We start from the raw sequence: 24,423 nt of genomic DNA on the forward strand, positions 1-24,423 counted from the left end.
GGGGTATGACACGGAAGGGCGGCTTCTCCCCCTACCCGTAGGGGTCGGGCGGGGGAGGCGGACTAGCCGGCCCGGTGCACCACCGCGTCGCACAGCTCCAGGAGCGCCGTCTTCGCGGTGCACTCCGGCAGGGGCGCGAGCGCCGAACGGGCGTCCTGGGCGTAGCGGACGGTGTCCCGCCGGGCCTGCTCCAGCGCCGGGTGGGCCCGCAGCAGACGCAGGGCCTCGGCGTGCCGGGCGTCGTCGGTGAGGTCGGAGTCGAGCAGCTCGCACAGGGCGATGTCCTCGGCGAGCCCGAGCCGGGCCGCCCGCTCGCGCAGCCGCAGCACCGGCAGCGTGGGGATGCCCTCGCGCAGGTCGGTGCCGGGGGTCTTGCCGGACTCGTGGGAGTCGGAGGCGATGTCCAGGACGTCGTCGGCGAGCTGGAAGGCCACGCCGAGCCGTTCGCCGTACTGGGTCAGGACGTCCACGACCGTGTCGTCGGCGCCGGACATCATCGCGCCGAACCGGCACGACACCGCGACCAGCGAGCCGGTCTTGCCACCCAGCACGTCCAGGTAGTGCTCGACGGGGTCCCGGCCGTCCTGCGGTCCTGCCGTCTCCAGGATCTGGCCGGTCACCAGGCGCTCGAACGCCTCGGCCTGCACCCGCACGGCCTCGGGGCCGAGGTCGGCCAGGATGTGCGAGGCGCGGGCGAAGAGGAAGTCGCCGGTGAGCACCGCGACGGAGTTGCCCCAGCGGGTGTTCGCGCTCGCGACGCCGCGGCGCACGGAGGCCTCGTCCATCACGTCGTCGTGGTACAGCGTGGCGAGGTGGGTCAGCTCCACGACGACGGCCGACGGCACGATCCCGGGCGCGTACCGGTCGCCGAACTGGGCGGAGAGCATCACCAGCAGCGGGCGGAACCGCTTGCCCCCGGCCCGCACCAGGTGCTGGGCGGCCTCCGTGATGAAGGGCACCTCACTCTTGGTGGCCTCGAGCAAGCCTTCCTCGACAGCCGCCAGTCCGGCCTGGACATCGGCTTCCAGAGCCTGGTCCCGCACGCTCAGCCCGAACGGCCCGACGTCGGTCACGAGGGGTCTCCTGTCTGCTGTGTCTGCCGGTGATTACGCGGATTGTCGATAGGTCGCTGCCCTCACTCCGGCCAGCGTATCCGGTCACGTTTCGATCACCGCCAGCACCCAGGGTTACAGGCCGGGCGGTATCCGATCACGACCGTTATGTTTTCGATCAACCTATAAGAACAGATATAAATCGACTTACCCATAGGTAGCGAACTATGCACGATTTGCCGTGATGAGTAGGCGAATTCCCCTTGGCGGGAATTGCCCCACAGCCTCGTGATCAGTGAGTTGAATCACTTGTTCCCCCTTTCCGCCCCACCTCGGCATCGACCCGTACCGCCTTTCCCGCAGAGCCAGTTGAGCCTTGGCTTCCGCAAAGGATCAAGCGGCCCAAACACCTCCGACCAAGGTCAACCGCGCGATATGTGACTGAGGTGCTTGTTCCCGACATGTGCTCTCGCATACGTTCCCGGCCTGTCCGGCGGACGCCCAATCCTGCCGCCGCCCGGACTCCCCACAGGAACCGACTCACTCACGCAGGGCAGGAGCGGGGGACCCAGGTAAGTCGCCGGTCCGCACAGCGGCACGGCTCGGGGTGAAGCCGCGCACGGCACACAGCGCCGTACGCGGCCGGGCACCTCCCGGCCCGAACCCGACAGCTCACCTCGCAGGCGCCGGAGAGGAATATCGCCATGGCCGGACGAGGCAAGCACCGTCGCCCCAGAACCAACCCGCTGACCCGAGGCTTCATCGCCGCCGGTACCGGCGGAGCAGCACTCACCCTGCCGCTCCTCGGTGCCACGTACGCGAGCGCCGCCGAGCCCCAGAGCGCACCCGCCGCCGCACAGTCCGTGCCGCAGGCGGCCCAGCCCGCCAAGTCCCTCACGTACACCGTGGTCAAGGGCGACTCGCTGGCCCGCATCGCGGACAAGTACGACGTCTCGGGCGGCTGGAAGCAGCTCTACAAGGACAACCGCGCCGCCGTCGGTGACGACCCGAAGCTGATCCACCCGGGTCTGAAGCTGACGGTGAAGACCACCAAGACGAGCGCCGCGAAGAAGACGGCGACCAAGTCGTCCGCCCCCGCCAAGCCGGCCGCGAAGCCCGCCGGCGGTGTCGCCCAGGCCACCCAGGCGTCCGCGAAGACCTACGCGAACAACCTCGACGGGTGGATCCGCGAGGCGCTGGACATCATGGCTCAGAAGGGGATCCCCGGGTCCTACGACGGCATCTACCGCAACGTCATGCGCGAGTCGTCCGGCAACCCCCTGGCGATCAACAACTGGGACTCCAACGCCGCCAAGGGCACCCCGTCGAAGGGTCTGCTCCAGACCATCGACCCGACCTTCCAGGCCTACCACGTCGACGGCACGTCGTGGGACCCGTACGACCCGGTCGCCAACATCACCGCGGCCTGCAACTACGCGGCCGACCGCTACGGTTCGATCGACAACGTCAACGGCCCGTACTGAGCCGGCTCGCCCAGCAGTCGTTCGAGGACGACGGCGATGCCGTCGTCCTCGTTCGACAGGGTGACCTCGTCGGCCACGGCCTTGAGTTCGGGATGGGCGTTGGCCATCGCCACCCCGTGAGCGGCCCAGTCGAACATCGGGATGTCGTTGGGCATGTCACCGAAGGCGATGGTGTCCGCCGGGCGCAGTCCCAGATGCTCGGCGGCCAGCGCCAGGCCCGTCGCCTTGGTGATCCCGCACGGCTGGAGTTCGACCGTGCCGGGCCCCGACATCGTCACCGTCGCCAGTGAGCCGACCACCGAGCGGGCCGTCGCCGCCAGTTCGTCGTCCGACAGATGGGGATGGCGGAGCAGCACCTTGCTGATGGGCTCGCCCCACAGCTCGTCGCGCCTCTCGACCCGCACGGCGGGCAGGGTCGGGTGCGGCATCAGATAGCCCGGCTCGATCAGCGTGAGCCCGTCGACCCCGTCCTGGTCGACCGCCGCGTACACCTGCCCCACCTCGGCCTCGATCTTGCCCAGGGCGGTCTCGGCCAGTTCCCGGTCCAGGGTGATGGACCACAGCAGCCGGTCCGTGCCCGCGTCGTACACCTGCGCGCCCTGCCCGCACACCGCGAGCCCCGTGGCACCGAGGTCGTCCAGGAGCGGCCGCACTCTGGGCGCCGGCCGGCCCGTCACCACGAGGTGCTGGGCACCGGCGTCCGCCACCCGCGCGAGCGCGGCGAGGGACCGGTCGGACAGGGTGTCGTCGCCGCGCAGCAGCGTCCCGTCCAGGTCGGTGGCGATGAGTGAATATGCGATGGGTGCGGCCATGATCAGAGAATACGGACAGCGCGCCCCTTCGTTTCATCGTACGACGGACGCCGATTGCCCGGTTGAAGGCCTCTGCACCGGTTGGCAACAACATGCTCCGCTACCTACCCGTGAGGCCGCATCGAGCGGTACCTTCCAAGTGTCCAGGGGGGACTTGATCGGGGGGTCGGGTTGAGCAGTGGGCGCATTCGCGTGGCCGTGCCCGGGGAGCTCGGCGAAGGGGAGAGGGAACGCTGGCGTGCGCTGCGCGCGGCTTCCGAGGCACCGCGCAACCCCTTCATGGAGCCGGAGTTCACCGAAGCCGTCGGCCGGGTCAGGCCGGGGGCCCGGGTGGCCGTGGTGTACGAGGGGCCGGAAGCGGCCGGGTTCCTGCCTTATGAGCGCGGCCCGTTGGGGCAGGGCCGGGCGATCGGGCTCGGTGTCTCGGACGCGCAGGGCGCGATCCTGCGGCCGGGCCTGGACCTGGAGACCGGCCGGCTGCTGAGGGCCTGCTCGGTGTCGAGCTTCGCCTTCGACAATCTGGAGGCCGAGCAGCGACTGTTCGTCCGGTACGCGGCCGAGGAGCACGCCACCTACGTCATCGACGTGGAGAAGGGCTACGAGACGTACGAGTCGGTGCTGCGCTCGCAGTCGCCGAAGTTCCTGAAGACCACCCTGGCCAAGGAGCGCAGGCTCGGCCGGCAGGGCGGCGAGCTGCGGTTCGTCTTCGACGAGCGCGAACCGGCCGCGCTGCGCACGCTCATGGAGTGGAAGTCCGCCCAGTACCGCAGGACCGGCCGCCGGGACCGGTTCGCCCAGGAGTGGATCACCCGGCTCGTCGGGCAGCTGGCCCGGACTCGCGCGCCGGAGTGCAGCGGCACGCTGTCGGTGCTCTACGCCGGTGAGCGGCCCGTCGCCGCGCACTTCGGGCTGCGTTCGTCCTCGGTGCTGGCCTGCTGGTTCCCGGCCTACGACCCGGAGTTCGCGAAGTTCTCGCCGGGTCTCGTGCTGCACCTGCGCATGGCCGAGGCGGCGGCCGCCGACGGCATCGGCATGCTCGACCTGGGGCGGGGCGCGGCCGAGTACAAGAACGCGCTGAGGACGGGCGAACTGCCCGTGTACGAGGGTGCGGTGACCCGGCCGGGGGCCGGCGCGGCACTGCACTGGCTGAGCCGCGAGCCCACGCGCCGCGCGCACAGCTTCGTCCGCAGCAGGCCGCGGCTCGCGTCGCTGGCCGCGCGGACGCTGAAGGGCGCGGCTCGGCTGCGCCGTACCTGACACACGAGGGGGGTGGGCGCATGGCCGGTTCGGCGCGTGCGCAGGAAGAGATCCGGCGGTTCCTTGACATCGGGGCGGTGCAGGTCGCCGAGCTGGACCTCGATGGTGACGAGGCGGTGCTCAGACCCGGCCCGGGGAGCCCGCCCGTGACGCACGGCGAGGTGTTCGTGCTGGTCAAGCGGGGTGGCCGGCCCGTGGGCACCCTGCTGGGGCGGGTTCCTGAGGGGGCGGATGCCAGGGCCGTGCTGGCGGAGCGGGCGCGGGTGGAGTGCGGGCCGGCCGTCTTCGGCGCACCCGGGGAGCCGCCGTTCACGAGTGTCGTCGTCGCCACCCGGGAGCGCGCCGGGCAGCTGGCCCGGGCGCTGGACTCGCTGCTGGCGCAGGACCATCCGCGGTTCGAGATCGTCGTCGTCGACAACGCGCCCGTCACGAGTGAGACGCGGGAGCTGATCGAGCGGAAGTACGCCGAGCGCGTGCGGTACGTCCGTGAGCCTGTTCCGGGGCTCGCGGGCGCGCACAACGCCGGGCTGGACGCCGTGCGCGGTGAGGTGGTCGCCTTCACCGACGACGACGTGGTCGCCGACCCGCGCTGGCTGACCGAGCTGAGCGCGCCCTTCGCCGCCGACGCCGGGCTCGGCTGCTGCACCGGGCTGATCCTGCCCGCGCGGCTGACCACCCCGGCGCAGGTCCTGCTGGAGAGCCACGGCGGTTTCGCGAAGGGCTTCACTCCAAGGACGTACGACCCCGCGTGCCCGCCGGGCGACGAGCCGCTGTTCCCGTTCACGGCCGGGCGGTTCGGTTCGGGCGCGAACATGGCGTTCCGGACGGCGGTGCTGCGTTCCGTCGGCGGTTTCGACCCGGCCACCGGCGCCGGGACGGCCGCCCGGGGCGGCGACGACCTCTACGGCTTCGTGCGCGTCCTGGCCCAGGGCCACCGGCTGCGCTACACGCCGTACGCCCTGGTCTGGCACCACCACCGGGAGACCTGGCGGGACCTGGAGACCCAGGCGTACGGCTACGGCGCCGGGCTCACGGCGTACCTCACCGCGGTGCTCGTGAACCGGCCCGCGCTGCTGCCGGCGTTCCTCGCGAGGCTGCCCCGCGGCCTCGCCCACGCCCGCACGCTGACGGCGGTACGCGAGACGGAGCCGGCGGACGGCACGGGCACGCCCGGCGATCACAACGTGCGGACCCACCCGTGGCCGCGGCGACTGTCGCGGTTGCAGCGCAGGGGGATGGTCTACGGGCCTGTCGGGTATGTACGGGCGCGGTACGCGCTGCGTGCGGCGGTGCGGGAGAAGACGGCTCAGCGGGCGAAGACCGCTCATGGGGTGAAGACCGCTCAGGGGGCGAGATGACCACGTCGGCACGGACCCGCGGTGAGGGGCCGATATCGCCCTCGGGCACCCCGGCCATCCCCGTATTCCTCTACCACGCCGTGATGGACGACCCGCCCGAGTGGATCGCCGAGTTCACGGTCACGCCACGGCAGTTCGCGGCACATCTCGATGTCGTCGTCGGCAGCGGGCGCACCCCCGTCACGATCAGCGCGATCGCCGATCATCTGGCCGGGCGGGCGCCGCTGCCGCCCCGGCCCGTGCTGCTCACCTTCGACGACGGGTTCGCCGATCTGCCCGGCCCCACCGCCGAGGCCCTGGCCGCACGCGCGCTGCCCGCCACCGCCTACCTCACCACCGGCGCCATCGCCCCGGGCGGCCGCAGTCTGCTGCCGCCCGCCCCGATGATGACCCTGGCCCGGGCGGCGGAGCTGGAACGTTCCGGCATGGAGATCGGCAGCCACACCGTCACGCACGCGCAGCTCGACACCCTGTCCGCCAAGGCCCTGGCGTACGAACTGCGCACCTCCAAGGCGGTCTTGGAGGACGCCCTCGGGCACGAGATCCGGCACCTCGCCTACCCGCACGGCTACAACAGCCCCCGGGTGCGGGCGATGTCGGCCCGGGCCGGTTACGAGACGGCGACCGCCGTGCGGCACGCGCTCAGCTCCGACCGTGACGAGCGGTACCGCATCGCCCGGCTCATCGTCCGGCGCACCCACACCGTCGCCGACGTCGAGGACTGGCTGGCGGGGGCGGGCGCACGGGTCGCGCCGTACCGCGACGGGCCGAAGACCATCGCGTGGCGCTGGTACCGGCGGGCCCGTGCGGTGGTGCGCGGGCCCGAGTTCGCGGGCTGACCGGACAGGGGCTGACCGGACGGGGACTGACCGGACAGCCCGAGTTCGCGGGCTGACCGGACAGGGACTGACCGGACGGGGGCTGACCGGACGGGGCTACCCGCGCGGCTGGTTGAGGTACGGGTCGGAGACCGCCTTGCGCAGGCTGTCCCAGGCCGCGTCGTTGGCCAGTGCCAGGTTGCAGTGCGGCCCGGGGTCCCGGTAGTTCCACTGGAGGGCGGCCTTGACGCCCTCCAGGCCCTTCAGGACCCCGGGCACCTCCGCGTACCACTCGGCCTGCCGCCGCGGGCGGTTCGCGTCCGCGGCGGTGCCGAACTCGGAGAGCATCAGCGGCTTGTCGTCGGAGATGTTCGCGCGGATCCAGTCGTGCGTGGCGTTCTGGGTCTGTGCGAAGGTCAGCCAGCCCGCTTCGTGACAGCGGTAGTAGTTGTACTGGTTGTAGCCGACCCAGTCGACGTAGTCGTCGCCCGGGTACATCTTCTTGATCTCGTCGGCGTGGTCGAGGTACCCGGTGGTGATCCACGTCCACACCACGTTGTCGACGCCCAGTTCGCGGAAGCGGTCATGGATGTGCCGGTAGGCCTTCACATAGTCGGCGGGCGTGCCGTTGTCCGGAGTGCGGGTGTCCATCTCCAGGTCGAAGGAGAGGAACACCTTCTTGCCGTAGTCCTTGATGCGCCGGGCCTGGACGTCGATGACCTTGTCGTCCAGCTCGCCGGCGGCGATCTGCTTCCAGGTCGGCTGCTGCCGCTTCGTACCGCCCCACCACTTGCTCTCCCAGGACAGCAGCAGCAGGTGGTCCTCACCCACGCGCCGCTCCTCCGGAGTGAGCAGCTGGCCCTCACGCCGGGTGCCCTCGGGCAGGGACATGTCGTGGTACGTGTACACGATGTCGAGCTCGCGGCCCACGCGCTTCTCGTAGGCGCGCACCTTCTCCGGCAGGTCGTCCCGCTCGTGCGGCACGAACGCCCCGAACCAGGCGCCGCAGGGCGGTTCCAGGAGGGCCGTCGGGCGGCAGTCCGCCTTGGAACCGGCGGCTCCCGGTTCCGGTCCGGCCGCGTCCCGCAGGGCGAGTCCGGCGACCAGGACCGCGCTGACGACCGTGGCCGACGTGATCAGCAGGCGGCGCCGGCCGGAGGTGAGGGGTCCGGCGGCCGACTGCCCTCCGGGTGGTTTGCGGTGCTGTCCGACGGTGTCGGGGTCGCGGCGAAAGGGACGGCGGGGACGGTTGAACCTCACTGAGCGGAACCCTTCGGTGTCCTCGGCGTCGTCCTCGGCGGCGGGGAGGCGCGCAGCGGCGGACAGAACGCGGCGAGTGTGGTCAGCAGCGTCAGCGTCAGCAGCACCCGCTGCGCGCTGAAGACGTGCGTGGCGATCAGCACGGTGGCGACGAGCATCACGGCGCCGATGCTCAGGAACAGCGTCAGCATCAGCCGCTCCAGCAGGTCGGAGTGGCGGGCGAAGTCCGGGTCCCGGCGCTCCACGGGCCCCTCGGCGGGCCGCGCCCCCAGGGCGGGGGCGCAGACTCTGACCACGGCCGCGCCCGGGCCCGCCGCCAGGAAGAGCACGACCGCGGCTCCGCGCAGCGGTGATCCGCCGGGCAGGGCGAGCGAGGCCAGCGCCAGCCAGCCGCCGAACGGGGGCAGCATCCGGACCACGAGTTCCTGCGGTGTCATCGCTCCGCTCCCCCAGACTGCTTCAGTTCGTAGAGCCATCCGGCGCTGTTCTCCGCCACCAGCCGGAAGCGCGGCGAGGCGGCGACGGACGTCCGGATGCGGTCCAGCTGCGCCTTGTCGAGCTGCCCGTTCATCTCGGAGTTGGCCAGTTGCCCCTGGGTGAGCAGGAAGTAGGCCCGGGCCGGACGCTCCACCCCGGCCATGTCGTCGGCGAGCGTGCCCGCCGGGTTCCGGACGATCTTGTCGACGTGGCTGCGGGCGTCGTCGAGGAACCAGTAGTGGTCGACGCTCCAGTAGGAGGCGTACGCGTCCGGGTAGTTGCGGTTGGCGGCGACGACCAGCGAGCCGTCGGGCGCCTGGTCGAAGAGCTGCCGTACGAGGGCCACTTCCTGCGGCGGGAAGTAGTTGATCCGGTCCTTGCCGGAGTAGGCGGGGACGAACGCCAGGGTGCCGCCGAGGAGCGCGGCCAGCGGCACCCAGGTGCCGATGCCCCACCGGCGGGGCCGCGCGGTGCCGGTGGCCCGCCGGTCGCCGGTCTCCTGCGCGGCGGCGTCGGCGGCCAGGGTGCGGACCTTGGGCAGCAGGGCCGCGGCGGCGAAGAAGGCGGCGCCGGGCAGCATGAACAGCAGCACCCGGAAGATCATCTCGCTGCCGTAGCTGCTCGCCGCGAACATCGGCAGCGGGGCCGCCGCGACCAGCAGCAGGGGCCGGGCACGGTGGCGCAGCACCCGCTGGCGCAGCACGCCGAGAGCCGCGAGCAGCAGCACGGAGCCGGACAGCAGCCGGGCCGCCCAGGAGGTCACGATCGCTCCGGTGCCGGTCGGGGTGGCGCCGTAGCCCGTCTCGACGTTGGCGCCGACGTCGCCGATGGAGCGGATCATGTCCGGCATCGCCGCGGACAGGAAGGGCAGCGCGGCCGTGAGGCACCAGGCCAGGAAGATCACCACGGTCGTGACCAGCGGAACCCAGTCGCGGTAGCGGCGGCTCAGGCACAGGGCGAGCAGACAGACGGCCAGCATGCCCGGGGTGAGCTGGTGGGAGATGACGATCGCCACGATCATGACGGTGATCACCACCGTCCACACCGCCTGCCGCGGCCGGCCGCGCCGCACGGCGGAACGGCCGAAGCGGCGCAGGACGACGGCCAGGACGCCCACGTGCAGCGCGTACGCCACGGACTGCGGGGAGAAGTAGTCCTGCCCGACCCAGTTGGCGACGTAGAAGAGCCAGACCGCGGTCCAGATCAGCCGCCGGTCCTCGGTGAAGGTGCGGTAGATCAGCAGCAGCGGAAGCAGCAGCATCAGGCTGGAGACCAGGGGCCACCAGGCCATGAACATCGCCGCCGAGTCCACGCCCAGCAGCCGCTGAAGGGCGGCCTGGGCGGCGAAGAAGCCCGGCCACTGGTCGTACACCGCCATGTCGCCGACCTGATCGGCCGTCTGCAGACCGCCGGCCGTCAGCAGATGGTCGATGACCGCCTCGTGCTTCCACGCCCAGGCGTAGAGCGGCGTCGGGTAGAGCACGGCCTGCGTGGCCCGCTCCATCACCAGCAGGCCCAGCACGTACGCCGCCGACCAGGCGCCCGGCCGGCGCGCATCGCGGACCGTGAACCAGAAGCCGGTGGTGAGCACCGCGAGCCCCGCCCAGAAGGCCGGGTGCAGCGCGCTGACCAGCCCGTAGTCGTCGAGCCGCGAGACGTCGGTGTGCCGCACGGCGTACGCCCACAGCGCGAGCGCGACGAGCAGCGGCACACCCGGCCAGGCCAGTGCGCGACGTCCGGACCAGGCCGGGGGCAGGTCGGACAGATCCGTCACGGGCCCATGGGCGGGGCTCGACGACTCCGAGGAGGAGGGGCTTGAGGACTGGCTGGCCGTCTCGGGGCCGCTGCCGGGGGTGTTCGCGCCGTCCCGTGCGGGTGTGGGTTCTGGCGTGGATCTCTCCCTCGGTGTGACTGGCGGACGCACGGTGGTTCCCCCCTGGCGGTTGCTCTCTTCGGCTCTGTACGGCTCTGGTCGGCCGCTGTTCGGCCTGTGTCGGTCCGGAGCCCGGATCGGTCCCGGCTTCGGTCCGGTCAGTCGTGGGGCGGGCCGCTCGCTGGTTCGTCGGCCGTTCGGTCGGCTAAGGGGCCTGTGGAGGCTGCGGTGAAGGGGCCTGTGGAGGCTGCGGTGCGGGAACGCGCCCAGGCCGTCACGGCGCGGTGGAGCAGCAGGAGCAGCGTGAGGGCGACGAGGAGAGGCGGCGCGAGGGGCGCGAGCGCGTCACGCCACACCCAGCCGCCGACCGCGACGAGATACAGAACCCCCCAGCGCCCCGGCCACGGCAGCCGCCCGCCCGCGCTCGCGAGCAGCAGCCCCAGTGGTACGAGACACAGCAACTGGCAGATCGGCGGCGCCCAGCGCAGCAGCGGTTCGGGCCCGGAGAGCCCCACCGCGTCCGCCAGGAAGCCGGCCGTCTTCTCATACAACGCCCCGTCCACCGGCCCTGGTTCCCGTCCGAGGGCGGCCGGTGCGGCGTACAGGGCGACGAGTGCGGCTCCCAGCGCCGTGCCGGGCAGCCACGGGTCGCGCCGGGTGCTCAGCGTGACGGCGGCGACGAACACCACGAGCAGCAGGCCGCCCGCGGTGAGCGACGGCAGGGGCAGGCCGTCCAGCAGCTGACGGCCGGTCAGGGCCGCTTCGGATGCCCGGTCGAGCCACGGCAGGTCCCGCAGCGGGGCCCAGAAGAACACGACGGCGACACCGAGCAGGCTCCACAGGGCACCTCTCAGCCGCCGCTCCTGCGGCTCCTGGTCCGGCTCCCCGGGGTCGTGGGGCGCCGGCTGCCCGGTCGGCCCCTCCGGCCGCACGATCAGCGCCAGCGTGTCCGCCTGGAGCGCCTCGCGCTCGTAGCCGGGACGCCCTATGAAGAGCGTGACCGTGTCCTGATCGCCCTCCTTGGGCTGGTAGGCGGCCCGGCGGGCCCAGGTCGTGCCGTACCCGGCGGTGGCGTTGAGTTTCGCCCAGTGGGTGCCGTAGGAGGGAGCCGTGGGCGTGCGGACGGCGGGCGTGTGGACGGCGGACGTGCTGTCGTCGTGACGCAGGGCCGCGCGCAGCCCGGCCATGGAGACGACGGCGATCAGCGTCATGCTCAGCAGCACCGCCCAGCCCGCGCCCGCGATCCCGGACGGGGTGAACAGCACGGCCGCACTGCCCAGCACCAGGGCGCACATGGCCCCTTGGAGCGCGGCGAGCACACCCGTGCGCCCCTGGACGCGCAGTACGCCGATGTAGAGCTCCACCACCACCCGCGGCAGGGCGCCCAGGGCCAGCAGCCGCAGCACCGTCGAGCCGTGCTCGGCGTAGTCGGGGCTGAAGGGCGTGAGGATGTACGGGGCGAAGACGACCAGCACGGCCACGACCGGGACCAGCAGCAGCGTCATGCGCCGCAGGGCGCCCCGGACGCCGTCGGCGAGCTGGCGCGGGTCGTGCGAGGCGTGCGCGGTGAGCGACGAGGCCATGTTGATGGCCATGAACTCCATCGTGCCGCCGACGGTGTAGGCCACGTAGAAGTAGCCGTTCTCGGCGGCGCTGAAGCGGACCGCGACCATCACCGGCAGCAGGTTGATCATCGCCAGGCTGAACAGGGCGCCCAGCGAATCCCCGGCCAGGAAGCGGCCCATGTCCTTGATCCTCGGCGGTTCCTTGTCGCGGTCGGCCTCCGCCTGACGCGGGATGAGCCGGCGGAAGATCAGCCAGCCCAGCGGCAGCGTGGAGAAGGCGATCGCCACCGCCCAGGAGACGAAGATGCCGAGCACGGGCAGCAGGCCGGCGAAGACGGCGAGGAGGACCAGCTTCCCGACCGAGAACACCGCGTTCCCGGCGGGCACCCACTCCGCCTTGCGCAGCCCGGTGAGCACCCCGTCCTGGAGGGTGAGCAGCGCCCAGGCCACGCAGGCCGCGACGAACACCGCTCCCGCCACGGGCGTGCCCAGGGGCGCGTAGGACGCTCCCCACGCGTCGAGCGTGAGCAGGAAGACGGCGGCCGCGAGCGCCACGACCAGCGAACTGGCCACGTACGTGCCCCACACCAGGCGCCCGGTCCGGCGTCCCGCGCGCGGGACGAAGCGGACGACGGCGCCGATCATCGTCGTCGCCGTGATGCTGGCGAGCAGCCGCATCGCGGCGATCGCGGCCGAGCCCTGGCCGACGGCCTCCTCCGTGTAGTAGCGGGCGGCCACCAGCCAGAATCCCAGGCCCAGTACGGCGGAGACGCCGGTGCTGAGCATGAGGAAGTAGGCGTTCTTGAAGAGCGAGTCGTGGGTGTGGTCGCCGTCGGCAGGCTTCGGCCCGCCGCCGTCGGTGCGCGCGGCGGCGGGCTCGTGCACCTGGATCTCAGTCACGGGACTGTCCCAGCCCTCCCGGTGTCGGCCTGTTCCCGGGCAGCTCTCCCTCTCCCGGCGCCCGCACCGGCCGCGCCCCGGACCGCTCCAGCACCTCGACGACCGTCCGCGCCCGCAGCGGGTCCACGGGCAGCGCGTGCCGGGCGAACCAGCGGGCCGCCTCGGGGGCCGGCGAGGGGTCGGTGAACTCCGCACCGGCGTAGTCGTCGAGGGGCGGGTCGTACAGGTAGCCGACGACGATGCCCTGTCGGGCCAGAGCCGCCACCGCCGCGTCCCGGTCGGCCACGAACAGCGGCACACGGAACAACGGCTGTGTGCCGTAGGCGTCACGCGGCTTGGCCCAGGGCGTGGCGAGCAGCAGCTCCGTGCCCGCACGGCAGGCGTCCAGGACGTCGTCCAGCCGGTCGAGCGCCCGGCCGATGCGCCGCAGCCGCAGCCGGCCCGCCTCCAGGCGGTAGTCGTGCATGTCGACGCGCACCCACGGGTGATGGGCGTCGAGCCCGGGCGTCTCACGGGCGGCGAGGGCCAGTTCGTCCGGGCGCAGCGGCATCCGGATCTCCTCGCGGTCCGCCAGCCCCAGCAGCCGGATCGCGGACCAGGCGGCGCGCCGCAGCCGCAGCCCGCGCACCGCGGCCTCGGCGTACGGCCGGACCAGGTAGGCGAGTTCGGCACTGGCCCGGCGCGGCGCGAGCAGTCCGGCGCAGGTCTTCTCCACCGCCTCCCGCAGCCCCGGATCGGCGAGCGAGAGCATGCCTCCGGCTTTGGCCCCCACGTGCTTGGACAGGCTGAACACGGAGGCCTCGCCCCACGCCCCGACCGGTCTGTCCCCCACCCGGCTGCCGATCGCGTGCGCTCCGTCCTCGAAGAGCGGGATCCCCAGCGCGTCGCACTTCTGCCTGAGGCGCGGCGCCGGGTCGGGGTTCCCGTACAGGTTCGTGGTGAGGACGGCCGACACCGAGCCCCACACCTCGTCCGGCACGGCATCGATGTCGATGGACGCGTCGAGCGGGTTCAACGGCGCCTGCACCGGCCGCAGTCCGGCCGCGAGCACGACGAAGAAGATCACGTCGTCGTTGACCGGCGACATCAGCACCCGTCCGCCGGGCGGGCACCAGTGGCGCAGCGCCACGTACAGCCCGAAACGGCACGACGGTACGTACACACATTCCCGGCCGAGCCGGACGCGCATGGTCTCTTCCAGCCGTTTCGGCTGCACGCCATGCCGCACCGGACCCGGACCGGCCTCCCCTATGGCCATCCGCCCCCCAGATGTGCCGTGGGAAAGCCCCCTCCCCGAGGCCTTCCGGCACCCGCCCAGAGTCGCCCCGTTCGCACCGCTCCGTCAAGATTGCGTCGCGTCCTGTGGATAACTTCCGGCACGTACGAATGCGGCGTCCCGTCCGGCGCGCCGGAGTCGCCCCGTCCGGTCCCACCAGGGCCCACCTGCCCCCTTCGCCCGTCTCCGCCTCCTCGGACTCTGCCCAGGACCGGCGTGTCACCCGTAACGTGTGGCACGACCACGAACTCGTGGCGACGACATGGCACACCCGAAAGCGAGGCAGCACCCGATGCCCCCCTTCGATGTCCCCGAGGGCGACCCCTTCGGCCCGCACAACCTGCCGTACGGCGTGTTCTCCCTCCCCGGCTCGTCCCACCGGACCGTGGGCGTCCGGCTCGGCGACCACGTGCTGGACGCGGGCGCGGCGGCCCACGCGCTCGGCTCGCCGTACGCCTCCCTGCTCGCGCGGCCGACCCTCAACCCGCTGCTGGCCGCGGGGCGCACCGCCTGGTCCGACGTGCGCCGGGCGCTGACCGCCTGGGTGACCGTGCCGTCCCACCGCGAGACCGTCGCACCGCTGTTCCATCCCCTGTCGTCGGTGACCCTGCACCTGCCGTTCGAGGTCGCGGACTACGTCGACTTCTACGCCTCCGAGAACCACGCCCGGAACGTCGGCCAGATGTTCCGCCCCGACGCCGAGGACTCCCTCACCCCCAACTGGAAGCACCTGCCCATCGGCTACCACGGCCGCTCCGGCACGGTCGTCGTCTCCGGCACGGAGATCGCACGCCCGTCCGGCCAGCGCAAGGCGCCCACGGACGCCGCTCCCGTCTTCGGCCCGTCCGTCCGCCTGGACATCGAGGCCGAGGTCGGGTTCGTCGTCGGCGTGCCCTCCCGGATGGGCGCGCCGGTGGCCCTCGGCGACTTCCGCGAGCACGTGTTCGGGCTGTGCCTCCTCAACGACTGGTCCGCGCGCGACATCCAGGCCTGGGAGTACGTGCCCCTCGGCCCGTTCCTCGGCAAGTCCTTCGCCACGTCGGTGTCGGCCTGGATCACTCCGCTGGACGCCCTGGAGGAGGCGCTCGTGGCGCCTCCGGCCCGGACGCACGGGCTGCTGCCGTACCTGGACGACAGCGGCGAGGAGCCCGGCGGCTACGACCTGCGGATCAGCGTCGCCGTCAACGGCCACGTCGTCTCCGAGCCGCCCTTCTCCACCATGTACTGGACGGCCGCCCAGCAGCTGGCGCACATGACCGTCAACGGTGCCTCCCTGCGTACCGGCGACCTGTACGGCTCCGGCACGGTCAGCGGTCCGGCGGAAGGGGAGCGCGGCTCCCTGCTGGAGCTGACCTGGAACGGCCGCGAACCGCTCGAACTCCCCGACGGCAAACGGACGTTCCTGGAGGACGGCGACGAGGTGACCCTATCGGCCTGGGCCCCGGGACCGAACGGCGTGCGGATCGGACTGGGCGAGGTGACGGGGCGGGTGGTCCAGGGCTGACACGGCCCGGCCGGGAGCCGGCTCTCCGGGGCGTCCGACGGCCGCCCCTCCCATCTCCTCTGCCGTCTCCTCTGCCGTCTCCTCTGCCGTCTCCTCTGCCGTCTCCTCTGCTGTCTCTTCTGTTGTCGTTCAGCCCCTGACGCACACCGCCCGGCCCGTCATACTGGGCGCGGGGCGGTGTGCCCGCACGTACGCCACGCTCGGCGTGGTCACCGGTGCGCACGGCGACCGCCCTCCCCCGCACGACCCGTAGCCGCCCCTCTTCCGACGAGGAACCGGAGCCCGTGGCCATGACCGTCTGCCTGCTCCTGCTGAGCGTCGTCGCCGTGACGGCCGCCGTCCCCGTTCCCCGTGCGCTGACCCGGGCCGAGTGGCCCGAGCGGGAACCGGTGGTCGCGCTGTGGGTCTGGCAGTGCCTGGTGGCCACGGTTCTGCTGTGCTGCGTGACGGCACTCTCCCTGGGCGCCGCCGCCGTCTTCGGAACCGTCCGCGCACAGCTCTTCGCCCCGGCGCCCCCCGCGGTGACCGCGGCGTACGACCTGTCCGCCGCCCCGCCCTGGGCCGCCGCCCTCACCCTGCTGCTGGCCTGCGGTGCCGCCTGGACGACGGCGATGCTCGCGCGGGAGCTCGTCGAGGCCCGCCGGCGCCGCGCCCAGGCCCGGGCCCACCTGCGCGAGCGCGCCCCCGACCTGCCGGCCGGCCTGCCCGCGGCGCGGGGGCCGCTGCTGGTCCTGGAGGACGAGTACCCGGACGCCTGGTGGATGCCCGGCAGCCCGCCCCAGTTGATCGTGACCACGGGCGCCCTGCACCGCCTCACCGGCCATCAGATCGACGCCGTCCTCACCCACGAGCGGGGCCACGCCCGGGCCCGCCACGACTGGCTGTTGCACCTGTCCACGGCCCTGGCCACCGGCTTCCCGCGGATCCCGCTGTTCGCCCACTTCTGCGACCAGACCCACCGCCTGGTCGAACTGGCCGCCGACGACACGGCCTCCCGGCGCTGCGGCCACCTCACCACAGCCCTGGCCCTGATCGAGCTCAACCAGCACCGCGGCGTCCTGTCCTGCGCCTCCAGCCACCGCCTGCTGGGCGAGCGGGTCGACCGGCTCCTGGAACCGCCGCCCCGGCTGGGCCGCCGACACCGGGCCCTGACCACCACGACGGCGGCGCTCGTACCGCTGCTGCCCCTGCTGATCGCGTTCGCCCCGGGCCTGACGGCACTGTCGTAACCGAGCCGGCCCGGCGGCTGGCGGGTCTCTCGGGTGAACACCCCTCCGGCGGTTCGCGGGGCTCGCGGGCGTGCCGGGCCGGCGGCCGTCGCCTCGCGCGGGGCGCGCTCCTGGTCGGCAGCTGTCGCCCCTCACTGCACGCGCCGGGCCGGCAGCCGTCGCCTCGCGCGGGGCGCGCTCCGGGTCGGCGGCCCTCGGTGCTCGCGGGCGCATCCCGCCCGGCCGGTGGCTCTCACAGGCATACCGGCCCGGCAGCCGTAAGCCCCCGCAGCCGTACCGACCCGGCCGTCGATGGCTCTCGCGGGGCGTGCCCGGCCGGGCGCCTCGGTGGCTCTCGGGGGCGTACTCGGCCCGGCGCCTCGGTGGCGGATCTCCTCGCCGGGTGGCCGTAGCGCCAGGTCATCCGTCGGATCGGTCACACTCCCGGTGGCGCAACATTCCCGCAACACCACTTTTCCTATCGGATAGGTATGGTCCGAGTCATGCCCAGTGACCGCATCCGAGACCACGCCGGACAGGGAGCCGCGACCACCGTCGCCGCCCACCGCGCGCGGCGACGGCTGCGCGCCGACCGGGCCCGGCAACTGGCCGACCCGCTCCGCCGGTTGCTGCTCACCGGTGCCTTCCCCGACGGTGTCCTCCCCCACGAGTCGACCCTCGCGACCGAGTACGGCGCCAGCCGCAACACGGTCCGCGAGGCGCTCGACCTGCTGCGGGCCGAGGGCCTCGTGGAGCGCCAGCCCGGCGTCGGCACCGTGGTCGTGGCCCACAAGTACCCACACGGCCTCGACCGCCTGATGGGCCTCGCGGAAACCCTCCGCGAACACGGACAGGTCACCAACGAGGTCCGCACCATGGGCCCCGCCCCGGCACCAGCGCCCGTCGCCGACCGCCTCGGACTCGCGCCCGGCACCGACGTCCTCTACATCGAACGCCTGCGCAGGCTCGGCGGCCTCCCCCTGTCCCTCGACCTCACCTACATCCCCCTCGACATCGGCACCGGACTGCTCGGCGCCGACCTGGAGAACACCGACGTCTTCCGCCTCCTGGAAACCGTCACCGGCCAGCGCCTCGGCCACGCCGAGATCACCCTGGAGGCGGTCAGCGCGGACACCCACTCGGCCGCCGTGCTGGAAGCCCCGCGCGGCGCCGCCGTCCTCATGCTGGAACGCCTCACCCACCTCGCGGACGGCCGCCCGGTCGACCTGGAGTTCATCCGTTTCCGCGGCGACCGCATCACCATGAGCGGCCTGCTGCACCGGACCCGGTAACCAACCCGCTCGCGCACATCCCTGGAGACAGCCATGCCCTTGGCGCCCCAGCGGGCCGACGTGCCCGTGACCATCGACGAGTCGAAGTGCATCGACGGCTGCACGCTCTGCGTGGACATGTGCCCGCTGGACTCCCTCGCCATCGACGAGCGCAACGGCAAGGCCTACATGCATGTCGACGAGTGCTGGTACTGCGGCCCGTGCGCGGCCCGCTGCCCCACCGGAGCCGTCACGGTCAACATGCCCTATCTGCTCCGGTGAGAGGCCGAAACCGTCATGTCCAAAACCGCCGAGTCCCGAACCGTCGTGTCCCGAGCCGTCGTGTCCCGAACCACCCTGAAACGCAGTGTGGTCGCGATCTCCGCCGGCGCCCTCCTGCTCCCGCTCAGTGCCTGCGGCGGTGACGCCGAGGCCGGCAGCGGCTCCACGGTCACCATCACCGTCGGCTACCAGTCGAGGACGATCAACACCGTCACGGCAGGCACCCTGCTCCGCTCCCTCGGCTCCTTCGAGAAACAGCTCAACTCCCTGCACGACGGCGTCCACTACAAGGTGAACTGGCAGGACTACGCCACCGGAGCCCCCATCACCGCGCAGATGACCGCGGGGAAGATCGACATCGGCTCGATGGGTGACTTCCCCCTTCTCATCAACGCGGCCCGCGGCACGCAGCTGAACAGCCCCACCCGCCTGGTCTCGGTCACCGGCTACAACCTCCGCGGCGGCCTCAACACCATCGTCACCGCGCCCGGCTCGAAGGTGACCTCCCTGAAGGACCTCAGGGGCAAGAAGGTCTCCACGAGTGTCGGCTCGGCCGCCGACGGCACCCTCGTACGGGCCCTGCGGCGCGCAGGCATCGATCCGGACAGCGGCATCGAGAAGCTCAACCAGCAACCCTCGGTCGGCGCCTCCGCCCTCACGGCGGGCAGCACGGACGCCCTGTCCCAGTTCGTCGCCTGGCCGGGCCTGCTCGCCTTCCAGGGCAAGGCGAAGGCGGTCTACGACGGCGCCCGGCTGAACCTGCCCACCTTCCACGGCGTCACCGCCCGCGAGGACTTCGCGAAGCAGCGTCCGGGCGTGCTGGAGGCCTTCCTGAAGGCCCAGGCGGAGGCGACCGACTACCTGAACGACCACCCGGTGCAGGCCGCCGAGAAGGTCGCGAAGGCGACCGGCCTGCCCGCCGAAGTCGTCTACCTCTACAACGGTGATCACGGCATCGCCACCTTCGACCCGGCCCTCAAGCCCCAGCTCGTCTCCGCGCTGAAGCAGGACGTGTCGGTCCTCAAGTCGGCCAAGCTCACCGGCGACGTGGACGTCGACTCCTTCGTCGACGACCGGTACGTGAAGAACGCCCTGGGACCGGCGGCGTACGCGAAGCATCTCGCCACCAAGCCCGCACCGGCCGCGAGCGAGGCCTGGCCCAAGGGCGCCTCGAAGACGGTCTCGTTCAACTCCCCCTCCAAGCTGCTGCGTTACGTCGCCGGGCACCGCGACGACCTGCGCGCCGCCTACGTCCCCGACACCACCACCGGCACCCTCTGGTTCGCCGACAAGGCCGTGTGGGTGGCCGACGGCGACCGGCTGCTGCCCTTCGTCGCCCCCGACACCGCGCGGGCGTACATCGCCGCGCACGGCGGAGCGCGGATCGTCCCGTACGCCGATGCCCTGGAGCGGGCCTCGTGAAGCGGTACGCGCTCCGCCTCGTGTCGCTGGCCGCCGCCCTCGGCCTGTGGCAGGCGCTGACCGGCTGGAACATCGACCTGTGGCTGCGCTTCTCGCAGTTCCCCACCGTCACCGACGTGGCCCGAACGTTCGCCGCCCGGGTGTCCGGGCCGGACTACTGGACGGACCTCACCGACAGCCTCACCCGGATCCTCGCCGGTTTCCTGCTGGCCGCCGTCCTCGGGGTGGCCACGGGCGTGCTCGTGGCGCGCTCGCGTCTCGCCGAGGACCTGCTCGGCCCGGTGCTGGAGGTGATCCGGCCGATCCCGGCCATCGCCCTCGTTCCCGTCGCGATCCTGCTGTTCCCCTCCAACGAGCAGGGCATCGTCTTCATCACCTGCACCGCCGCCTTCTTCCCTGTGCTGGTCTCCACCCGGCACGCGGTGCGCGCCCTGACGCCCGTGTGGGAGGAGGCCGTGCGCACCATGGGCGGGGGCCGGTGGCGGATCCTCGGCTCCGTCGTCCTGCCCGGGGCGCTGCCCGGCGTGTTCGGGGGTCTGTCCGTCGGCATCGGCGTCTCGTGGATCTGTGTGATCTCCGCCGAGATGATCTCCGGCCAGTACGGCGTCGGCTACCGCACGTGGCAGGACTACACCGTCGTCGACTATCCCGGCGTGTTCGTCGGCATGGCCACCATCGGGGTCCTCGGCTGGCTCACCTCCACGGCCGTGGAGCTGCTGGGCCGCCGCCTCACCCGCTGGCTGCCGCGCACCGCGTACGTGCCCGGCGCCCGGCCCCCCCGACCCGACCGGCCCGACCTGTCCGACCGGCCCGTGACACCGGCAACGGCAACGGTGCCGGCCGGCACCGCCGCGGTCCCCGGAGGGGCCCGATCCGCGGAGGCACGCGATGAGCACCTCGTCTGAGACCGTCTCGAACATCCCGTCCGGGCCTTCCGCGGACGCCTCGTCCCGCACCGGCCCGAAAGCCCCGCCCGAGGCCGCCGCAGCCGCCACCCCCGTGCGCGGCACCCGGCTCACCCTCGCCGGTGCCTCCCTGGGCCGCCCCGGTGCGACCGCCCTGGGCGAGGTCGACCTGGACATCGCCCCCGGCGAGATCCTCACCGTCGTCGGCCCCTCCGGCTGCGGCAAGTCGACCCTGTTGCGCACCCTGGCCGGCCTGCTCGCGCCGCTCGCCGGCGAGATCACCCAGGACGGGCACCCCCTGACCGGCCCCTCGGCCGACCGGGCCCTGGTCTTCCAGGAGGACGCCCTGCTCCCCTGGCGCACCCTGCGCGCCAACGTCGAACTCCCCCTCGCCATCCGCGGCGTGCCCCGCGCCGAGCGCCGCGAGCAGGCCCAGGGCTGGCTGGAGCGGGTCGGGCTCGGCTCGCGGGCACGGCAGTTGCCGCACCGGGTCTCCGGCGGGCAGCGCCAGCGTGTCCAGCTGGCCCGCGCCCTGGCCGGACGTCCGCGCGCCGTCCTGATGGACGAACCGTTCGGTGCCCTCGACGCGCAGACCCGCGCCGGGATGCAGGACCTGCTGGTGGAGGTGCTCCAGGGCACGGGCGCCACCGTCGTCTTCGTCACCCACGACGTGGACGAGGCGCTGTTCCTGGGCGACCGCGTGGCCCTGCTCGGCGCGGGAGGCCTCCTCGCCGTCCGGGACATCCCCCGCCCGCGCGAGCGCGGCGCACACGACGACCCGGCGCGCGTGGCCCTGCGGCGCGACGTCCTCACCTCGCTCGGTACGTGAAAGGCACCCCGGTGACCACCTCCGTGAACCCCCCTGCGGACACCCCCCTGGCCGTCCCGCCCCTCGCCGTCCCGCCTCTCGCCGACGCCGAGGAACTGACCTGCGACGTCCTCGTCATCGGCGGCGGCACCGCCGGCACCATGGCCGCCCTGACCGCCGCCGAGCACGGCGCGAACGTGCTGCTGCTGGAGAAGGCACACGTCCGTCACTCCGGCGCGCTCGCCATGGGCATGGACGGCGTCAACAACGCCGTCATCCCCGGCCGGGCCGAACCCGACGACTACGTCGCCGAGATCACCCGCGCCAACGACGGCATCGTCGACCAGTCCACCGTCCGCCAGACCGCCACCCGCGGCTTCGGCATGGTGCAGCGGCTGGAGTCCTACGGCGTGAAGTTCGAGAAGGACGAGCACGGCGACTACGCGGTCCGCCAGGTGCACCGCTCCGGCTCGTACGTCCTTCCCATGCCGGAGGGCAAGGACGTCAAGAAGGTCCTCTACCGGCAGCTGCGGCGGCGCGAGATGCGGGAGCGGATCCGCATCGAGAACCGCGTGATGCCGGTGCGGGTCCTCACCGCCGGGGGGCAGGCCGTGGGGGCGGCCGGTTTCAACACCCGCACCGGGCAGTTCGTCCAGGTCCGCGCGGGCGCGGTCATCCTCGCGACCGGCGCCTGCGGCCGCCTCGGCCTGCCCGCCTCCGGCTACCTCTACGGCACCTACGAGAACCCCACCAACGCGGGCGACGGCTACGCCATGGCCTATCACGCGGGCGCCGAGCTCACCGGCATCGAGTGCTTCCAGATCAACCCGCTGATCAAGGACTACAACGGCCCGGCCTGCGCCTACGTCGCCAACCCCTTCGGCGGCTACCAGGTCAACCGGCACGGCGAACGCTTCGTCGACTCCGACTACTGGTCGGGCCAGATGATGGCCGAGTTCGCGTCGGAGGTCGCCTCCGACCGGGGCCCCGTCTACCTGAAGCTGAGCCATCTCCCCGAGGAGTCGGTCTCGGCCCTGGAGACGATCCTGCACTCCACCGAGCGCCCCACCCGCGGCACCTTCCACTCCGGCCGCGGCCACGACTACCGCACCCACGACATCGAGATGCACATCTCCGAGATCGGCCTGTGCGGCGGCCACTCCGCCTCCGGCGTCCGCGTCGACGACCACGCCCGCACGACCGTGCCCCGTCTGTACGCGGCCGGCGATCTGGCCTGCGTGCCGCACAACTACATGATCGGCGCGTTCGTCTTCGGTGACCTCGCGGGCGCGGACGCCTCCCAGTACTCGGCTTACGAAGGGGAGTTGCCGGATGACCAGCTGCGCGCGGCGCACGAGCTGATCTACCGCCCGCTGCGCAACCCCGACGGCCCGCCGCAGCCCCAGGTCGAGTACAAGCTGCGCCGCTTCGTGAACGACTACGTGGCCCCGCCCAAGTCCGGCGCCCGGCTGTCGCTGGCCCTGGAGGCCTTTGAGCGGATGCACACCGACATCGCCGACATGGGCGCCCGCACCGCGCACGAGCTGATGCGCTGCGCCGAGGTCACCTTCATCCGCGACTGCGCGGAGATGGCCGCCCGGTCCTCCCTGGCCCGCACGGAGTCCCGCTGGGGCCTCTACCACGATCGTCTCGATCATCCGCAACGCGACGACGCGTCCTGGTTCCACCACCTCGATCTGCACAAGTCCCCCTCTGGTGCGATGGAGTTCACGGCAAGGCCCGTGGCTCCCTATCTCGTTCCGGTCGACGGCTTCGATCCCGTCGGCGGTCCGCCCCGCACTCTCGGCGAGGTCCACGCCGAGGATGTGGCCACGGCGGGCTCGCGTGACCTGGCGCCGGTCTCGGCCGCGGTCGGGGACGCGGCCGAGACGACGGAGCCGGCCTCGCCACCGCAGCCTTCGGCCGTCGCGCCCTCCGATGAGCAGTCCGCCGCCCGTCTTCTCGAACTCGTCGCCCTGGCCGACGAAGAGCCCGAACTCGTCGCCCTCCGGCCCTACTTGTCCGACCCCGTCGCCACCGTCCGCCGTGAGGCCGTGGCCGTGCTCACCGAGACGCTCCCGCGGGGAACGGGCACCGCCCTCGCCGCCGCCCTGCGCGACAGCGCCGCCGAGGTACGTGCCTCCGCCGCTGCCTCACTGCGGGAGCTGGTCGAGACGCTCCCCGCCGAGCCGGACCTGCGCGACGGCCTCGCCGCCGCCTTGGCGGAGCCGGACCCAGTGGTGCGCGCCGCGGCCCTGGACGTCCTGCGCGCCCTGCGCCTCGGAGACGCCGCCCTGTTCGCGGACTCTCTCGCGGACGCCGACATCGCCGTGCGCATCGAGGCCGTACGCGCCCTGGTGTCCGTCGACGCCGGCGGCGAACTGGCCCGTGCAGCGCTCGCCGACCCCTCCCGCGAGGTCCGGGTCGCGATCGCCAAGGGCCTGGCCACGGTAGGTGCCGAGCGGCTCGCGGGTGACGCCCCCGCCGCCGATCCCGCCGCGGGCGCCATCGAAGCGGCCATCACCGGCCTCCTCGACGACCCCGATGCCCTGGTGCGGGCCGCGGCCTACGGAGCACTCGGCACCGCCGGCTGCCCGGCGCCCCTCACCGCACGCGCGGTGGCGGCTCTGGACGAACCGGCCTGGCAGGTCCGGGCCGGAGCCGCCACGGCCCTGTCCGTCGCCGGCCCCGACGTGGCCGTGCCGGCCCTCGCCAAGGCTCTGGCGGACTCCAACGCGGACGTCCGCAAAGCCGCCGTCCTGGCACTGACCCGGCACCGCGCCACCGAGGAGGCCCGGGCGGCTCTCGCCACGGCGACGACGGACTCCGACGCGGATGTCAGGGCGTACGCGGGACGGGCGCTGTGACCGGCCCGGCTTCCGGATCCGTCT

The 24,423-nt window shown here is 72.7% G+C and carries 19 protein-coding genes and 1 riboswitch; of the genes, 12 read left to right on the forward strand and 7 right to left on the reverse strand.

Annotation, left to right across the window (positions count from 1 at the left end; all coding sequences use genetic code 11):
• Positions 1-62 precede the first annotated feature (62 nt).
• Positions 63-1,073, reverse strand: coding sequence for a polyprenyl synthetase family protein (locus AB0E85_RS11765; protein ID WP_361925126.1), 1,011 nt, complete (start codon positions 1,071-1,073; stop codon positions 63-65).
• 502 nt (positions 1,074-1,575) lie between these two features.
• A riboswitch (cyclic di-AMP (ydaO/yuaA leader) is annotated at positions 1,576-1,751 on the forward strand.
• A 5-nt stretch (positions 1,752-1,756) separates the two neighbouring features.
• On the opposite strand from AB0E85_RS11765, the gene AB0E85_RS11770 reads away from it, so the two are divergent.
• A complete protein-coding gene (locus AB0E85_RS11770; RefSeq protein WP_361925127.1) occupies positions 1,757-2,536 on the forward strand; it encodes a transglycosylase SLT domain-containing protein in 780 nt (259 codons plus the stop codon).
• Here AB0E85_RS11770 and AB0E85_RS11775 read toward each other — a convergent pair.
• Positions 2,500-3,348: an HAD family hydrolase gene (locus AB0E85_RS11775; protein WP_361925129.1), complete on the reverse strand. Its 849-nt coding sequence runs from the start codon at positions 3,346-3,348 to the stop codon at positions 2,500-2,502. The two genes, AB0E85_RS11770 and AB0E85_RS11775, sit on opposite strands and share 37 nt — an antisense overlap.
• A 192-nt stretch (positions 3,349-3,540) precedes the next feature.
• Here AB0E85_RS11775 and AB0E85_RS11780 point away from each other — a divergent pair, with 192 nt between their 5' ends.
• From AB0E85_RS11780 to AB0E85_RS11790, 3 genes are all read left to right on the forward strand, one after another.
• Positions 3,541-4,605, forward strand: a complete 1,065-nt coding sequence (locus AB0E85_RS11780; RefSeq protein WP_361925131.1) for a GNAT family N-acetyltransferase — start codon at positions 3,541-3,543, stop codon at positions 4,603-4,605.
• A 20-nt stretch (positions 4,606-4,625) separates the two neighbouring features.
• Positions 4,626-5,963 carry a glycosyltransferase gene (locus AB0E85_RS11785; protein WP_361925133.1) on the forward strand — a complete coding sequence of 446 codons (1,338 nt, stop codon included), beginning with the start codon at positions 4,626-4,628 and terminating at the stop codon, positions 5,961-5,963.
• An 83-nt stretch (positions 5,964-6,046) separates the two neighbouring features.
• Positions 6,047-6,802: a polysaccharide deacetylase family protein gene (locus AB0E85_RS11790; protein ID WP_361925348.1), complete on the forward strand. Its 756-nt coding sequence runs from the start codon at positions 6,047-6,049 to the stop codon at positions 6,800-6,802.
• Positions 6,803-6,898: 96 nt separating this feature from the next.
• Here the strand turns inward: AB0E85_RS11790 and AB0E85_RS11795 are convergent, their stop codons facing one another.
• The 5 genes from AB0E85_RS11795 to AB0E85_RS11815 all read right to left on the reverse strand — a co-directional run bounded on the left by AB0E85_RS11795 (position 6,899) and on the right by AB0E85_RS11815 (position 14,114).
• Positions 6,899-8,041: a glycosyl hydrolase gene (locus tag AB0E85_RS11795; protein ID WP_361925135.1), complete on the reverse strand. Its 1,143-nt coding sequence runs from the start codon at positions 8,039-8,041 to the stop codon at positions 6,899-6,901.
• Positions 8,038-8,478, reverse strand: coding sequence for a hypothetical protein (locus AB0E85_RS11800; RefSeq protein ID WP_361925137.1), 441 nt, complete (start codon positions 8,476-8,478; stop codon positions 8,038-8,040). The genes AB0E85_RS11795 and AB0E85_RS11800 overlap by 4 nt, the downstream gene beginning before the upstream one ends.
• Positions 8,475-10,292, reverse strand: a complete 1,818-nt coding sequence (locus AB0E85_RS11805) for a glycosyltransferase (protein WP_361925139.1) — start codon at positions 10,290-10,292, stop codon at positions 8,475-8,477. The genes AB0E85_RS11800 and AB0E85_RS11805 overlap by 4 nt, the downstream gene beginning before the upstream one ends.
• Positions 10,293-10,549: 257 nt before the next feature.
• Positions 10,550-12,856 carry a lipopolysaccharide biosynthesis protein gene (locus tag AB0E85_RS11810; protein ID WP_361925141.1) on the reverse strand — a complete coding sequence of 769 codons (2,307 nt, stop codon included), beginning with the start codon at positions 12,854-12,856 and terminating at the stop codon, positions 10,550-10,552.
• On the reverse strand, positions 12,849-14,114 hold the full coding sequence (locus tag AB0E85_RS11815) for a DegT/DnrJ/EryC1/StrS family aminotransferase (protein WP_361925143.1): 1,266 nt from the start codon (positions 14,112-14,114) through the stop codon (positions 12,849-12,851). Before AB0E85_RS11815 ends, AB0E85_RS11810 begins: the two co-directional genes overlap by 8 nt.
• Before the next feature lie 310 nt (positions 14,115-14,424).
• Here AB0E85_RS11815 and fahA point away from each other — a divergent pair, with 310 nt between their 5' ends.
• The 8 genes from fahA (at position 14,425) to AB0E85_RS11855 (ending at position 24,399) form a co-directional block, all read left to right on the forward strand.
• A complete protein-coding gene (gene fahA, locus AB0E85_RS11820) occupies positions 14,425-15,636 on the forward strand; it encodes a fumarylacetoacetase (RefSeq protein WP_361925145.1) in 1,212 nt (403 codons plus the stop codon).
• Positions 15,637-15,926: 290 nt separating this feature from the next.
• Positions 15,927-16,865 (forward strand): M56 family metallopeptidase, encoded by a 939-nt coding sequence (locus AB0E85_RS11825; RefSeq protein WP_361925350.1) that lies wholly within the window; start codon positions 15,927-15,929, stop codon positions 16,863-16,865.
• A 482-nt stretch (positions 16,866-17,347) separates the two neighbouring features.
• The gene (locus tag AB0E85_RS11830; RefSeq protein ID WP_361925147.1) at positions 17,348-18,136 is read left to right on the forward strand and encodes a GntR family transcriptional regulator; all 789 of its coding nucleotides are present in this window, start codon (positions 17,348-17,350) and stop codon (positions 18,134-18,136) included.
• Between the two features lie 33 nt (positions 18,137-18,169).
• Complete coding sequence (locus AB0E85_RS11835; RefSeq protein ID WP_003992261.1) at positions 18,170-18,397, forward strand: ferredoxin family protein; 228 nt, start codon at positions 18,170-18,172, stop codon at positions 18,395-18,397.
• 75 nt (positions 18,398-18,472) lie between these two features.
• On the forward strand, positions 18,473-19,819 hold the full coding sequence (locus tag AB0E85_RS11840; RefSeq protein WP_361925352.1) for an ABC transporter substrate-binding protein: 1,347 nt from the start codon (positions 18,473-18,475) through the stop codon (positions 19,817-19,819).
• The gene (locus AB0E85_RS11845; RefSeq protein WP_361925149.1) at positions 19,816-20,724 is read left to right on the forward strand and encodes an ABC transporter permease; all 909 of its coding nucleotides are present in this window, start codon (positions 19,816-19,818) and stop codon (positions 20,722-20,724) included. Before AB0E85_RS11840 ends, AB0E85_RS11845 begins: the two co-directional genes overlap by 4 nt.
• A complete protein-coding gene (locus tag AB0E85_RS11850) occupies positions 20,708-21,553 on the forward strand; it encodes an ABC transporter ATP-binding protein (RefSeq protein WP_361925151.1) in 846 nt (281 codons plus the stop codon). Before AB0E85_RS11845 ends, AB0E85_RS11850 begins: the two co-directional genes overlap by 17 nt.
• A gap of 11 nt (positions 21,554-21,564) precedes the next feature.
• Entirely contained in the window at positions 21,565-24,399 is a 2,835-nt protein-coding gene (locus tag AB0E85_RS11855) for a fumarate reductase/succinate dehydrogenase flavoprotein subunit (RefSeq protein ID WP_361925153.1), read from the forward strand.
• The last annotated feature ends 24 nt before the right edge of the window (positions 24,400-24,423 follow it).

This window comes from Streptomyces sp. NPDC029044 (genome assembly GCF_040637495.1).
GTDB lineage: Bacteria > Actinomycetota > Actinomycetes > Streptomycetales > Streptomycetaceae > Streptomyces.